A 13,626-nucleotide genomic window follows, 5' to 3' on the forward strand; every position below is an offset into this window, starting at 1 on the left:
TTGAAAATAATCTGCATTAAGTTTGAGCGCGTTGGTAAAGCTGGCGCTGGCTGTTAACCGGCCTGCGCCAGCACGTGCGCTTATCGCTGGCGCGTGAGGTCGGCCCGCAGGTCAAGCGCGTTTTGGGTCAGTGGCGCATAGGTCTGCGCACCGGGCAGGATTTTGCTGACGCAACGGGCCATGTAGCCGTTGCTGCCCAAATCGATGAAGACCGGGTTTGGGATGGCACGTGCCAACGCGTTCAGGGTATTGGGCAGGTGGCAGGGTTTTATCGTGTTGTCTGAAAACCCTTCGACCAGATCATCCTGCGGGGTGTAGGCACGTTGCTGCACGGTTGAGTAGAGCGCCAGCTTGAGCGGCGTCTGGGGAATGCCTGGCATGCTGCGCAACGCCGCCTGTTTGATGGCGGTGTGCTGCGGGTGGTGCGAGGCATAGCCGATGCCCAGTTCGCGCGGGGGCGGCGTACCCGCCGGGGTGGCATCAATCATGGCTTGCAATGCGTCGTGGGGGCCGCTGACCACCGTGTGGGTCGGGGAATTTACGGTGGCCAGACTCAGCTCGGGATGGTTGATTTGGCGCAGCACGGCGAGGGTGTGTGCTTCGCTGGCGTTTACCAGCAACATGTCGCCCTGATTCAGCACCGCGTAGTACGCGTCATTCAACGCGCAGGCCGTGCGGGCGCCGTTGGTAACGGTTACGTTGCCAGCACATTCCCGAGCGGCGATTTCTCCGAAGCTTTCTCCGAGCGCGGCATCCGGTTCAATACCGGCGTGGCGCAAAACGCGGGTCATGGCTACGGCACTGGTGTACAGAGCAAGCTGCTTGAGCCCGTAAGGCAGTACGGTGCCGGTGTCCGGGCTGAGCAACACCTCGCGCACCATGCCGGGGGCGATGGCGTGACCCCGTTGGTGACGCTCTTCGACCACGCCGTCGACGGCTGCTATCACCTCATCGATGGTTTGTCGGGTCTCGTCACTGACGCTGTACAACGCTTGCAGGCTCCCCTGCGGGCTCCCCCCTTGGCCGGGGTACAAAAAAACGATGGAGTGACTGCGCAACTCAGGTAATAGCGGCATGGATCCTTCCTCGGCTAGTAAATGTGTTCGCTGCGAACAGCGCGCACGAGCTTAGCCTCGGGGCAGAAACCTGCAGGATCAATCGGCTATAGAGCGATAACCGGTAGCGCTGTGCCGATCACTGGGCCTCAGGCTTGCCGCTGACCGTCACCCACCACGGGGTGTGTTGGGTGATGTGCACCGGGAGGGTGGGCAGCAATGCATTGAGCGCCAATTCAATGTTGTTGAGCGGGAATGTGCCGGTAATGCGCAGGTCAGCGACGTCCGGGTCAACGCCCAGGTGGCCGCGGCGGTAGCGGTTAAGCTCGCGCACCATGTCGGCCAGGCGCACGTTGTCGAGCACCAGCATGCCGCGGGTCCAGGCGTCTGCGCCGGGAGCCAGCGCAACTCGCTGGCCCAGCCCGTCGCGGTGCATCAGCACTTGCTGGCCTTCGTTATAAACGGTTTCGTCCGGGGTGCTTTCGGGGTGCGCGGCGACCCGCGATTGCAGGACGCTGAGGCGGGTGCCGTCGTCTTCGCGCTTGACCAGAAACCGGGTGCCCAAAGCGCGCAGGCTGCCATCGCGGGTTTTGACGATAAACGGGCGGGCATCGTTGTGGCCGGTTTGCACCATGATTTCGCCTTCATGTAGCACGATCAGGCGTGTGCGTTCGTCAAACCGTACGTCCACGGCGCTGTGGGTGTTGAGGTTGAGCAGGGTGCCGTCGGCAAGTGTTACCACGCGCTGTTGGCCGGTGGCGGTGCGCTGATCGGCCATCCAGTAGTCCATCGGCAGGTAATTTTTACCGGCGAGTACAGTCAGTCCGATTACCAGTGCAAGGCTGGCCAGCCCGCTGCCGACTTTGCGCAGGCGTTGGTGGGCGGTGTGCCGTGCGTTGAGCAAGGCATTGCGGGCCGGGATGCTGGCTGTGCTGAAGCGATGGTCGAGCATGCCCAGTTGCAGCCACGCGCGGGCGTGTTCTTCGCTGGCGGCGTACCACTTGGCGAATTCGGCCTGTTCAACGTCGCTGCCGTTGCCGCAGTCCAGGCACAACTGCCAGGCAATGGCAGCGTCGAGCACGCGAGCGGACACCGGCTTGCTGTTGGCCTGACTCATGTCGGTTCGCCATACAGTGCGATGTAGCACTGGCGAATGCCTTGGGCCAGGTACTGGCGCACCCGAGGCACCGACACGCCCAGACGGTCAGCGATTTCGGCGTGGGTCAAGCCGTCGAGGCGGCTGTAAAGAAAGGCTGCGCGGGACTTGCTCGACAGCTTGCCCAGCAAGCGATCAATGGCCTTGAGGTCTTCGAGGATCAATTGTTGTTCTTCAGGCGAGGGCTGCTCGGCTTCGGGTATCAGCATTAATTCGTTGAGGTAAGCCTGTTCCAGCGCGGCGCGCCGGAAGTAGTCGAACAACAGGCCTTTGGCAATGGCGGCCAAAAAAGCGCGGGGTTCACGGGGCGGTTGCAGTTCGGTTCGGCCGAGCAGGCGCACGAAGGTGTCCTGGCTCAAGTCTTCGGCCCGTTGCGGACAGGCCACATTGCGCCTCAACCACGCCAGCAACCAGCTGCGATGGTCGCGATACAGCGCTCCAACCAGCTCACTGTGGGGATTTTGGACTGACGACAAAGGCATCACCGACTGCGCGTTTTAACTAACGATAATTATTCGCGATTGTGTCAGAGCCAAAAGCCATGCGCAATTGACGCTCATCGGATGGCGGGGAGTGGGCGGTGGTCGCCGTCGCTGCCGGGGCGCAGCGACACCGCAACCGGTTAAAAGCTGTGCATCTGCTTGCGCCGTTGCCACTGATTCAGTCGCTGTTGCAGAGCCAGGGGGCTGTCGAGGTGTTGGGCGCGGGCCCGGCTGAACAGGATCAGCGCCAGTTCGGCAGTGGCCAGCGCGTCGGCACTGGCGTTATGGCGGTCTTCAACCTGCAAGTTGAAGTGCCTGACCCAGTGGTCCAGCCCCGCGTCACGCAAGTCGGCTTGTGGGCACAGCATAGGTGCCAGTGCCGCGACGTCCATGAACGGGTGTTGCAAGCGATACCCCAGGCTGTCTTTTAAGGCCCGCCCCAGCATGTGCTGGTCAAACGGGGCATGGAACGCCAGCAGCGGGCTGTCCCCCACAAAGGCCATGAAGTCGAGCAGCGCATCGGCGGGGTCGCAGCCGGCGGCAATCGCCTCCGGCCCCAAACCATGCAGTAACACGCTGGGGCTCAGCGGGTTGTGGGTGCGCAGCAACGTGCGCTCAAACGCTTGGCCCAGATCAATGGCGCCATCCTCAATCACCATCGCGCCAATCGACAGCACTTGGTCACGGTTGAGGTTCAGGCCGCTGGTCTCCAGATCGACCACTACCCAGCGCTGGCTGCGCAATGAGGTCTCGCCCAACCCTGGCGAGGGGGGCAATTGCAGCAGACGTTCTTGCTGTTCAAGGCTCAACACCGGGGTTTTGCGCGGCAGCAACCACGAGAACAGGCTCATAGCTGATACCGCAGCGCCAAGCTGCTTTGCAGTCGTTGGGCCTGACGCAGCGCTTCGCGCAGGATGCGGCGGTCGAGCTGGTTGAGGCGGTCCGGGTCGACGCGGTTGGAGTACGGTCGATTTTCCCGCGTTTGCAACTGGTGCTGTTGCATGCGCGTTTGCTGGATGAAGTGATACGCCTCTTCGTATGCCGCGCCGTCCAGCGCTTCAATGACGCCGAGCGCCACCAGTTGGCGCAAACGCTCCAGGGTGTTGATGGCCTCCACGCCATGGGCCAGCGCCAGTAACCGGGCGCCGTCCACAAAGGGCGTCAGGCCTTGCACTTTAAGGTCAAGGGTGGCTTTGTCACTGCCTTTGCGCTCGAGTACAAACTCACGGAAACGCCCCACGGGCGGGCGATGGCGCAAGGCATTGTCGGCCATCATGCGTTGGAACAGGCGATTGTCAGCCACTTGCTCAAGTATCCCGCGGCGCAACTGCTGGCAGCCGCTTTCGTCGCCCCACACCACGCGCAGGTCGAAGTAGATGCTCGACGCTAGCAGATTTTCGGGGGTCGCTTCGCGGATGAAGGCTGCGAAGCGGCGCGCCCATTCGGCTCGGGATAAGCACAGGTCGGGGTTGCCCGCCATGATGTTGCCTTTGCACAGGGTGAAGCCACAGGCTGCCAGGTGCGTGTTGATGAGCTGGGCGATGGGCAGCAAGCGCTGACGAATCTCGGCCGCCTGCGCCGCATCGGCCGCGTCGAACAGGATGCCGTTGTCCTGATCGGTGTGCAGTGTCTGCTCGCGACGGCCCTCGCTGCCGAAGCACAACCAGGTAAAGGGCACGCCGGGATCGCCCTTCTCGGCCAGCACCAGCTCGATCACGCGGCACACGGTGTGGTCGTTGAGCAGGGTGATGATGTGGGTGATTTGAGTCGACGACGCGCCGTGGGCCAGCATGCGCTCCACTAACTGACCGATCTCGCCGCGCAGGCTGATCAGGTTGTCCAGCCGTGGGGCATGGCGAATGGTGCGCGCCAAGTGCACCAGGTCCACCCGTTGCAGGGAGAACAAGTCGCGCTCGGACACCACGCCGCACAGGCGCTGGTCTTTGACCAGGCACACGTGGGCAATGTGACGTTCGGTCATGGCGATCGCCGCATCGAACGCGCTGTGGTCGGGGGACAAGTAGAACGGCCCCGGTGTCATGTGCAGTTCGATGGCGTGTTCGAAATCCTGGGTGCCGGCGGCCACCACCTGGCGTAAATCGCGCAGGGTGAAAATCCCCAGCGGCGCCTTGCGTTCGTCCACCACCACGATGCTGCCCACTTGTTGCTCATGCATCAGCCGCACGGCTTCGCGCAGGGCTGTTGCAGGCAGGCACGTGACGGGATGGCGCATGGCCAGTTCGCCCAGCCGGGTATTGAGCGAATATTGCGTGCCGAGGGTTTCAACGGCCTTTTGCTGAACTTGTTGATTAACCTTGTCCAGCAAGCTGCTGACCCCGCGCAGGGCGAAGTCACGAAACTCTTCGGACAGGGCGAACAGTTTGATAAAGGCGGGCTTGTTTAATTGCAGACAGAAGGTGTCTTCGGCGGCACGGTGCTCAGTGCGTGTGGCCCGCTCGCCCAGCAGGGCCGCGAGGGGGAAGCACTCGCCTGCGGTGATTTCAAACGTGGTCTCGGCTTCTTGACGGCCGACATGCGTGCGCTCGCCCACCACGCGCCCTTGCTTGACGATGTAGAAATGCTCAACCGGACCATCAGCGGGTCGAATGATGCTTTCGCCAGGCCCATAGAAGCGCAATTGGCACTGCTCGACCAGAAACGCCAGGTGGGCATTTTCCATTTGGTTGAAGGGCGGGAATCGCTGCAAAAACTGCATGGTGCCGTGAATGTTCTGCAACACCGCGGTTTTTCCTGCCTGGAGAAACGCATCCGATTTACTCATTGACCGTTACCGCATGTCTGACCGTTGTTGTTATGCCGGGGTACAGCCCCCTGTCGTCTTGATGTGTCTCATGCTCGGTTGTCTTCGGCCACGTGCCCATTGGACGTAAGTCTATGGCAGGGCAGGCCGGGATAATGGCCTATTGGCATATTTGAATCACTTCACAGAAATCAGGTCTGTAAATTGTGTTGCAAGGCTTGGAAATGCCGTGTGGCGAGCGCACATTGAGGCTGAGACTGACGAAAAGCTGACAGCCCCAGTAGGATATTTGACTGTTTAGCCCCGTTTGAGAACCGTATGACCGAACACGACATATTGAGCGACGCCGAACGGGAAGCCCTGATTGAGGTGATGAAAGCGCCTGCTCGCGCTCAGCCGACACAGCGGGTATTGGTGGTCGAAGACGATCAGCTGGCCTGCGATCTGCTGTGCGAATTGTTACAGATGCATGGCATACCATCGGTCAAGGCGGGCACTTCCGAAGATGCCCTGAAGGCACTGATGGCCGATAAAACCATTGGCTTGATCCTCACCGATTTACGCCTGCCTCAAGATGACGGTTTGCACTTGATCCGTACGGTGCGCAATTCACAGTGGGCCAATCTGCCGGTGATTATCATGTCCGGCGATGCCGGTGTACGCGACACCATTGCCGCGATGCACCTTAGCGTGCTGGATTTTTTGCTCAAACCCTTCGACACCGGGCACCTGATCAAACTGATCAAGCGTGAGTTGCGCATAGATTAGCAGGCCATAAAAAACCCCGGCTCAAAGGGCCGGGGTTGTTTATCACACGCAGCTAACGCTTAGTTACAGACCATTTTTAGCCTTGAACTCGCGGCGACGACGATGCAGCACGGGCTCGGTGTAGCCGTTGGGCTGTTTTGTGCCTTCGATCACCAGTTCGACCGCCGCCTGGAAGGCGATGTTGCTGTCAAAGTCCGGGGCCAGCGGGCGGTACAGGGGGTCGTTGGCGTTTTGGCGGTCCACCACGGGTGCCATGCGCTTGAGGCTGGCCATGACCTGTGCCTCGTTCACAATGCCGTGACGCAGCCAGTTGGCGATGTGCTGGCTCGAAATTCGCAGCGTCGCGCGGTCTTCCATCAGGCCGATGTCATTGATGTCCGGCACCTTCGAACAGCCCACGCCCTGATCGATCCAGCGCACCACGTAACCCAGGATGCCTTGCGCGTTGTTGTCCAGTTCGTTCTGGATCTGCTCGGGCGTCCACTGCGGGTTCACGGCCAGCGGGATGGTCAGAATGTCGTCCACCGACGCTTTGGCGCGCTTGGCCAGTTCGGCCTGGCGGGCGAACACGTCGACCTTGTGGTAGTGCAACGCGTGCAGCGCAGCGGCCGTCGGCGACGGCACCCAGGCGGTGTTGGCGCCCGCCAGCGGGTGAGCGATTTTCTGCTCGAGCATCGCGGCCATCAGGTCCGGCATGGCCCACATGCCTTTACCGATTTGGGCACGGCCTTGCAGGCCAGTGCTCAAGCCGACATCGACGTTGTTGTTCTCGTAGGCCGAAATCCACTTCTCGGCTTTCATGTCGGCCTTGCGCACCATCGGGCCGGCTTCCATCGACGTGTGAATTTCGTCGCCGGTGCGGTCCAGGAAGCCGGTGTTGATGAACACCACGCGCTCGCTGGCAGCCTTGATGCAGGCTTTGAGGTTGACCGTAGTGCGGCGCTCCTCGTCCATGATCCCGACTTTAAGGGTATTGCGCGGCAGGTTCAGTACGTCTTCGATGCGCCCGAACAGCTCGTTGGTAAACGCCGCTTCTTCAGCCCCGTGCATTTTCGGTTTCACGATGTAAACCGAACCCGTGCGGCTGTTGCGGCGCGAGGTATTGCCATTGAGGCTGTGGATCGCCGCGAGGCTGGTAATCAGGCCGTCGAGGATGCCTTCCGGCACTTCATTGCCATCTTTGTCGAGGATCGCGTCGATGGTCATCAAGTGACCCACGTTGCGCACGAACAGCAGCGAACGGCCGTGCAGGCTCACCGAACCGCCATTGGGTGCGGTGTACTCACGGTCAGGGTTCATGGTGCGGGTGAAGGTCTGGCCGCCCTTGGACACTTGCTCGCTGAGATCGCCCTTCATCAGGCCCAGCCAGTTACGGTAGATCACCACTTTGTCGTCAGCATCGACGGCGGCCACGGAATCTTCGCAGTCCATGATGGTGGTCAGCGCGGCTTCCATCAGCACGTCTTTGACGCCAGCGGCGTCGGTCTGGCCGACAGGGCTTGAGGCGTCGATCTGGATTTCAAAGTGCAGACCGTTGTGTTTGAGCAGCACGGCGGTCGGTGCGGCGGCTTCGCCGTGGTAGCCGATCAGTTGCGCTGCGTCGCGCAGGCCGCTGCTGGTGCCGCCCTTGAGGGCCACCTGCAGGGCGCCGTTGACCACGGCATAACCCAGCGAGTCGACGTGGGAGCCGTTGGCCAGCGGCGCGGCCTCGTCGAGGAAGGCGCGGGCGAAGGCAATCACCTTGTCGCCGCGTACCTTGTTGTAGCCTTTGCCTTTTTCAGCACCATCGGCTTCGCTGATGGCATCGGTGCCGTACAGCGCGTCATACAGCGAACCCCAACGGGCGTTCGACGCGTTGAGGGCAAAGCGCGCATTCATTACGGGCACCACCAACTGCGGGCCGGCCATGCGGGCGATTTCGTCATCGACGTTTTGCGTCGTTGCCTGGAAATCCGCGGCTTCTGGCTGCAGATACCCAATGTCTTGGAGGAAGGCTTTATAAGCCACGGCGTCATGGGCCTTGCCAGCCTGAGCCTGGTGCCAGGCGTCGATCCGCGCCTGCAAATCATCGCGTTTGGCGAGCAGTGCTTTGTTCTTGGGTGCCAGGTCGTGAATAACCTTGTCGGCACCGGCCCAGAACTGGTCGGCATTCAGACCGGTACCGGGGATAGCTTCGTTGTTTACGAAGTCGAACAGGACTTTGGCGACCTGCAGGCCACCGACGTGAACGTGTTCAGTCATTGCTTGCCTCACTCATTTTTATTTAAAGCCTGGAGCGCTTCTTAAAACACCGCGTGGCTCATGCTTGCGGGGTTGTACGGGGTATTGCAGACGCTTTGGCGGACCGTGTTACGAATTATGTAGTGGTCGCCGGGGCATACTACATGATCAATTGCAGATGTGAAAATCAGACTAATCACGTCGTTCCACGACCATTTTTACGGGTTTGGTCATGTAGAAGAACAGGATGTTCTCAAGAAACACACAGGTTGTTCCAGATAATTCTAAAAACAGTACACAATTTAATGCGCTGGCGCTGTTTTCGTGCCGCTGAGTTCACTGCCCGGATGCTGAAAGAGCCGGTGCGCAGCCCACTGTAGCCGGCCACGCGGATTGCGCAGGGTTGCCTATACTCAATCGACATCTTTTCAGAGTGTTGGCGCCATGAACCATCTCGTGATTACGGTCTTTGCCCCGGACAAACCGGGTCAGGTCGAGCGCATCGCCCAGTGCATTGCCGAGCATGGCGGCAATTGGCTGGAGAGCCGTATGTCGCGCATGGCCGGACAGTTCGCCGGGATCTTGCGTGTCGGAGTCAGTGCTGAAACGTACGAAGCGCTGGTGGATGCGCTCATGGCGCTGGAAGCGGAAGGTATTCGGGTGTTGGTGGCGGAAAGCGGGATTGAGCAGGCCTGCACCTGGAAGCCCATCGCCATGGACTTGGTCGGCAACGACCGCCCGGGGATCGTGCGTGATATCACGAAGGTGCTAACCGAGCATGACGTCAGTCTGGAGCGACTGGTGACTGAGGTGCGCCCGGCGCCCATGAGCAATGAACCGTTGTTTCATGCCGAAGCCATTCTGGCGGTGCCGCTGACGCTGTCGCTGGAGGTGCTGCAACAACGTTTGGAAACCCTCGCCGATGAACTACTGGTTGAGTTGAAGTTACGCACAGAGGAATAAGGCGAAAGGTTATCCCATGAAACGCTGCACCTGCCTGTGGATAACCGTTGGAAACATCGTTGCAGGCCATAGGCTGTATGGCCTGCAACGAAGTGTACGTTTTTTGATCAGGCGCGGCGGCGCAGGTTGACCCACGCATCGATGCTGTACACCAGCAACCCCGCCCAAATGAACATGAACGCGATCAGGGTACTTTCAGACAAGTGCTCGCCGTACAGTGTGACAGCCAGAATCAGCACCAGCGTGGGTGCCAAGTACTGCATGAAACCCAGCGTGGTGTAGGGTAAATGCCGTGCCGCTGCGTTGAAACACACCAGCGGGATTAGCGTTGCCGGGCCTGCGGCCACCAGCAGCCAGGCTTCTGAGCTGGCCCAGAATTCGGCGTGCGCGCTGTTGGCTTCGGGGTGCATCAGCAGCCAGCCAATGGCAATCGGCACCAGAATCCAGGTTTCAACCACCAGGCCGGGCAATGCCTTGACCGGCGCCTGTTTGCGGATCAGTCCATAAAAGCCAAAGGTCAACGCCAGGGCCAGCGACACCCAGGGCAGGCTGCCCACTTGCCACACTTGCTGTGCCACACCGACTGCCGCCAACCCTACGGCGATCCACTGCAACCGACGCAGACGCTCGCCCAGTAACAACATGCCCAACAGCACGTTGACCAGCGGGTTGATGTAATACCCGAGGCTGGCTTCCAGCATCCGGTCATTGTTGACCGCCCACACGTAGGTCAGCCAGTTGGCTGCAATCAGCAAGCCGCTGACGGTCAGCACAGCAAGGCGCTTGGGGTTGTCGCGCAGTTCTTGCCACCACCCGGGATGCTTCCACACCAGCAACAGCAACGAGCCGAACAGAGCGGACCAGAGCACGCGGTTGACGATGATTTCTGCGGCGGGAACGCTGGCCAGCAGCTTGAAGTAGATGGGGAACAGGCCCCAGATGATGTAGGCGCTAAGGCCCAGAATGTACCCGTGGCGCGGGTTGGCGGCTTGCATGCGAAATCCTTGCGTGAACAACTGTCAGACACTGTGAGGGCAAGAGTGTAAGCAGGTTTTACCAAGGTGTCGTGTGAAAGGCAGGGGCAGACAGGATTTTGCTACCGCCGCCCGAGGCTGCGAAAACCTTCTCAGTCCGGGGCGGCGGCAACGCAGTGTCAGGGCGGTTAAAACAACTTCAGCGGTTCTTCATTCAATGCTGACAATTGCTCGCGCAAGGCCAGCACCTGATCGCCCCAATAGCGTTCGGTGCCAAACCACGGAAAGCTATGGGGGAACGCCGGATCGTCCCAGCGCCTTGCCAGCCAGGCGCTGTAATGCATCAGGCGCAGGGCGCGCAGCGGCTCGATCAACGCCAGTTCACGCGGGTTGAAATCATGGAATTCGCTGTAGCCGTCCATCAATTCGGACAACTGCCCCAGGCATTCCTGACGATCCCCGGCGAGCATCATCCACAGGTCCTGCACCGCAGGCCCCATGCGACAGTCATCCAGGTCGACAATGTGGAACACCTCGTCGCGGCACATCATGTTGCCGGGGTGGCAATCGCCGTGCATGCGGATGTTGGTGTGGGGCGTGGCGGCGTATACATCTTCGACGCGCTTGAGCAGATCACGTGCCACGGACTCGTAGGCCGGGAGCAAACTGCGGGGTATGAAGTTGCCTTCAAGCAAGGTTGTCAGGGAGTCATGGCCAAAGTTCTTCACACCCAGGGCTTCGCGGTGTTCGAACGGTTTGGTTGCCCCGACCGCGTGCAGGCGACCGAGCAATTGCCCGAGGCGATAGAGTTGATCGAGGTTGCCCGGCTCTGGCGCACGGCCGCCGCGGCGGGGGAACAGGGTGAAGCGGAAACCGGCGTGTTCGAACAGGCTTTCGCCGTTGTGAATCAACGGTGCGACCACTGGCACGTCACAGTCGGCCAGTTCAAAAGTGAAACGGTGTTCTTCGAGAATGGCTTCGTTGGTCCAGCGCTGTGGGCGGTAGAACTTGGCGATCAGCGGTTCCGAGCCTTCAATGCCAACTTGGTACACGCGGTTTTCATAACTGTTGAGCGCGAGCACGCGGGCGTCGCTGAGAAAACCGATGCTTTCAACGGCATCGAGCACCAGATCGGGGGTAAGTGTTGCAAACGGATGAGACATGCTGACTCCTGCGCGCAGCAGGCTGCCGCGTCCGGCCCCGCATGTTAGCGCAGACAGCTGAACAGGGGGCGATAGATATCCATTGCCCCCCGGGTGTTTTCCTCACGCGCCGACAATGCCACCGTCTTCGCGGCTGATGGCCATTACCGAGGAGCGCGGCGTGCCGTTGGGCAGGTGCTCGGGGAAGGTAGAGCCGCCATTTTCGCCCGGATGCTGAATGCCCACGAACAGGGTTTTCTGATCCGGGGCAAAGCTGATCCCCGTCACTTCGCAGCCAACCGGGCCGACCATGAAACGGCGAATTTCACCCGTGTTCGGGTCGGCGCACAGCATCTGGTTGTTGCCCATGCCGGCAAAGTCGCCGGTATTGCTGACGTCGCCGTCGGTCAGGATCCAGAGCCTTCCCGCGTCGTCAAAGCCCATGCCGTCCGGGCTATTGAACATGTTTTGCGGGGTGATGTTGGCCGACCCGCCCTTGGGCTGCTTAGGGTGCACGGCCGGGTTGCCTGCGACAACGAACAAATCCCAGTCAAAATGGGCAGCGCCATGGTCATTGCCCTGTTCGCTCCAGCGCAGGATTTGCCCGTACACATTCTTCTCGCGCGGGTTGGGGCCGCCGACGGGCTGACCGTCTTCTCCGCGTTTAACGTTGTTGGTCAGGGTGCAATACACCTGGCCGTCCTTGGGGCTGACGACGATCCACTCCGGCCGATCCATGCGCGTGGCGCCGACCGCGCTGGCGGCCAGGCGGGCATGGATGAGCACTTCAGCCTGATTGGCGAAGCCGCTGCCCGCGTTGATACCGTTTTTGCCGTGGCTCAGTTCGATCCATTGGCCTTTGCCCTTGGGCCGGTCGGGATGGCTGTCGCCATTGTCAAACCGTGCGACATACAACGTGCCGTGGTCCAGCAAGTCGCGATTGGCCTTGGGGTTTTGGTGGTCAATCTTGTCGCGGCTGATGAATTTGTAAATGAACTCCCCGCGCTCATCGTCGCCCATGTACACCACGGCATGGCCGTCGCGGGTTTCAGCCAGCGCGGCGTTCTCGTGTTTGAAACGGCCCAGTGCCGTGCGCTTGACCGGCGTTGAGTGCGGGTCGAACGGGTCGATTTCCACCACCCAGCCGTGACGGTTCAGTTCGTTGGGGTTGTACGCCAGGTCGAAGCGCGGGTCGTGCAGGTGCCAATTGATGTCTTTACTGGCTGCGACCACGCCGTAGCGCTTTTGCGCAGCGTTAAAGGTTTGATTCGGATCGGTGCTGCCAAAGCAGTCAGTGAAGTTTTCTTCGCACGTCAAATACGTGCCCCACGGGGTTTTACCGTTGGCGCAGTTCTGAAACGTGCCCAACGCCCGGGTACCGGTGCTGTCGGCCTGGGTGCGGAGCAACGCATGACCGGCGGCGGGACCGCTCAGGCGAATGGGCGTATTGCCGTGAATGCGCCGGTTGAATGGCGAACCTTGAACAAATTGCCAGCGGTCGCCCGTGCGCTGAATTTCAATCACCGACACGCCTTCACTGGCCTGCGCTTTGTGCGCATCTTCGGCCGAGGTCGGCTGTCCGCCGTGGGGGTAGAGGTAGCGATAGTTGGTGTATTCGTTGTTGATGGCCATCAGTGCGCGGTTGGGGTCGTCGGGGAATGCAAACAGGCTCATGCCGTCATTGTTATCGCCCAATTGCACTTCCTGCTGCGCCGCCGTGCCGGTGCCGTCGGGCTTGAAGGCCGGGCCACCCGCTTGCAACGGTTGGCCCCAACTGATCAGTACCGAGGCGCGATAGCCGGGCGGCAAGGTGATGGCGTCGGTGGTAGCTGCGTCGATACTGTTGAAACCCAGTAACGGGCTGGACGCTGCGCGAACCCCGTCTGCCAGCACGCTGCGGCTCAGCAGGCTACCGCCCAGAAACATTGCCGCGCCACACAAGGCGCCCGCACTTATGAAACCCCGACGGCTGAGGCCGATGATCTGTTCAAGGTCGGTGGTTTGGTCTTCTTGTAATAGGTTCATGGCAGGCTGCCCTCGCAACGGTTTTGGCAGCCACCTTAATCAGAGGGTGTGACAGTGATGTTTCAAATGACTGCGATCGG

11 protein-coding genes are annotated in these 13,626 nt (G+C 60.6%); 2 read left to right on the plus strand and 9 right to left on the minus strand.

The features are described from left to right. Positions 1-80: 80 nt before the first annotated feature. From CJF39_RS07205 to CJF39_RS07225, 5 genes are all read right to left on the minus strand, one after another. Positions 81-1,076 carry an acyltransferase domain-containing protein gene (locus tag CJF39_RS07205; protein ID WP_094992784.1) on the minus strand — a complete coding sequence of 332 codons (996 nt, stop codon included), beginning with the start codon at positions 1,074-1,076 and terminating at the stop codon, positions 81-83. A 118-nt stretch (positions 1,077-1,194) separates the two neighbouring features. Then, positions 1,195-2,172 (minus strand): FecR family protein, encoded by a 978-nt coding sequence (locus tag CJF39_RS07210; protein ID WP_094992785.1) that lies wholly within the window; start codon positions 2,170-2,172, stop codon positions 1,195-1,197. Next, positions 2,169-2,693, minus strand: coding sequence for an RNA polymerase sigma factor (locus tag CJF39_RS07215; RefSeq protein ID WP_169962060.1), 525 nt, complete (start codon positions 2,691-2,693; stop codon positions 2,169-2,171). The genes CJF39_RS07210 and CJF39_RS07215 overlap by 4 nt, the downstream gene beginning before the upstream one ends. 140 nt (positions 2,694-2,833) lie before the next feature. Next, positions 2,834-3,544: a 3'-5' exonuclease gene (locus CJF39_RS07220; RefSeq protein ID WP_094992786.1), complete on the minus strand. Its 711-nt coding sequence runs from the start codon at positions 3,542-3,544 to the stop codon at positions 2,834-2,836. Next, positions 3,541-5,475, minus strand: a complete 1,935-nt coding sequence (locus CJF39_RS07225) for a putative nucleotidyltransferase substrate binding domain-containing protein (RefSeq protein ID WP_094992787.1) — start codon at positions 5,473-5,475, stop codon at positions 3,541-3,543. Before CJF39_RS07225 ends, CJF39_RS07220 begins: the two co-directional genes overlap by 4 nt. Positions 5,476-5,772: 297 nt before the next feature. Here CJF39_RS07225 and CJF39_RS07230 point away from each other — a divergent pair, with 297 nt between their 5' ends. Further along, the gene (locus CJF39_RS07230) at positions 5,773-6,222 is read left to right on the plus strand and encodes a response regulator (RefSeq protein WP_094992788.1); all 450 of its coding nucleotides are present in this window, start codon (positions 5,773-5,775) and stop codon (positions 6,220-6,222) included. Between the two features lie 63 nt (positions 6,223-6,285). On the opposite strand, the gene CJF39_RS07235 is transcribed toward CJF39_RS07230, so the two are convergent. After that, positions 6,286-8,463: a malate synthase G gene (locus CJF39_RS07235; protein WP_094992789.1), complete on the minus strand. Its 2,178-nt coding sequence runs from the start codon at positions 8,461-8,463 to the stop codon at positions 6,286-6,288. 423 nt (positions 8,464-8,886) lie between these two features. Here CJF39_RS07235 and CJF39_RS07240 point away from each other — a divergent pair, with 423 nt between their 5' ends. Continuing rightward, the gene (locus CJF39_RS07240; RefSeq protein WP_094992790.1) at positions 8,887-9,405 is read left to right on the plus strand and encodes a glycine cleavage system protein R; all 519 of its coding nucleotides are present in this window, start codon (positions 8,887-8,889) and stop codon (positions 9,403-9,405) included. A 107-nt stretch (positions 9,406-9,512) separates the two neighbouring features. Here CJF39_RS07240 and rarD read toward each other — a convergent pair whose 3' ends face one another. The 3 genes from rarD to CJF39_RS07255 form a co-directional block, all read right to left on the minus strand. Next, entirely contained in the window at positions 9,513-10,400 is an 888-nt protein-coding gene (gene rarD / locus CJF39_RS07245; protein WP_094992791.1) for an EamA family transporter RarD, read from the minus strand. Positions 10,401-10,567: 167 nt separating this feature from the next. Then, the gene (locus CJF39_RS07250) at positions 10,568-11,542 is read right to left on the minus strand and encodes a serine/threonine protein kinase (RefSeq protein WP_094992792.1); all 975 of its coding nucleotides are present in this window, start codon (positions 11,540-11,542) and stop codon (positions 10,568-10,570) included. Positions 11,543-11,644: 102 nt separating this feature from the next. Further along, positions 11,645-13,546, minus strand: coding sequence for a PhoX family protein (locus CJF39_RS07255; RefSeq protein WP_094992793.1), 1,902 nt, complete (start codon positions 13,544-13,546; stop codon positions 11,645-11,647). Between the last annotated feature and the right edge of the window lie 80 nt (positions 13,547-13,626).

It is taken from the genome of Pseudomonas lundensis (assembly GCF_002269125.1).
Classification (GTDB): Bacteria; Pseudomonadota; Gammaproteobacteria; order Pseudomonadales; family Pseudomonadaceae; genus Aquipseudomonas; species Aquipseudomonas lundensis_A.

Coding starts and splice junctions, on each gene's coding strand:
- CJF39_RS07205 (WP_094992784.1), bottom strand. CDS start 1,076: ATGCCGCTATTACCTGAGTTGCGCAGTCACTCCATCGTTTTTTTGTAC.
- CJF39_RS07210 (WP_094992785.1), bottom strand. CDS start 2,172: ATGAGTCAGGCCAACAGCAAGCCGGTGTCCGCTCGCGTGCTCGACGCT.
- CJF39_RS07215 (WP_169962060.1), bottom strand. CDS start 2,693: ATGCCTTTGTCGTCAGTCCAAAATCCCCACAGTGAGCTGGTTGGAGCG.
- CJF39_RS07220 (WP_094992786.1), bottom strand. CDS start 3,544: ATGAGCCTGTTCTCGTGGTTGCTGCCGCGCAAAACCCCGGTGTTGAGC.
- CJF39_RS07225 (WP_094992787.1), bottom strand. CDS start 5,475: ATGAGTAAATCGGATGCGTTTCTCCAGGCAGGAAAAACCGCGGTGTTG.
- CJF39_RS07230 (WP_094992788.1), top strand. CDS start 5,773: ATGACCGAACACGACATATTGAGCGACGCCGAACGGGAAGCCCTGATT.
- CJF39_RS07235 (WP_094992789.1), bottom strand. CDS start 8,463: ATGACTGAACACGTTCACGTCGGTGGCCTGCAGGTCGCCAAAGTCCTG.
- CJF39_RS07240 (WP_094992790.1), top strand. CDS start 8,887: ATGAACCATCTCGTGATTACGGTCTTTGCCCCGGACAAACCGGGTCAG.
- rarD (WP_094992791.1), bottom strand. CDS start 10,400: ATGCAAGCCGCCAACCCGCGCCACGGGTACATTCTGGGCCTTAGCGCC.
- CJF39_RS07250 (WP_094992792.1), bottom strand. CDS start 11,542: ATGTCTCATCCGTTTGCAACACTTACCCCCGATCTGGTGCTCGATGCC.
- CJF39_RS07255 (WP_094992793.1), bottom strand. CDS start 13,546: ATGAACCTATTACAAGAAGACCAAACCACCGACCTTGAACAGATCATC.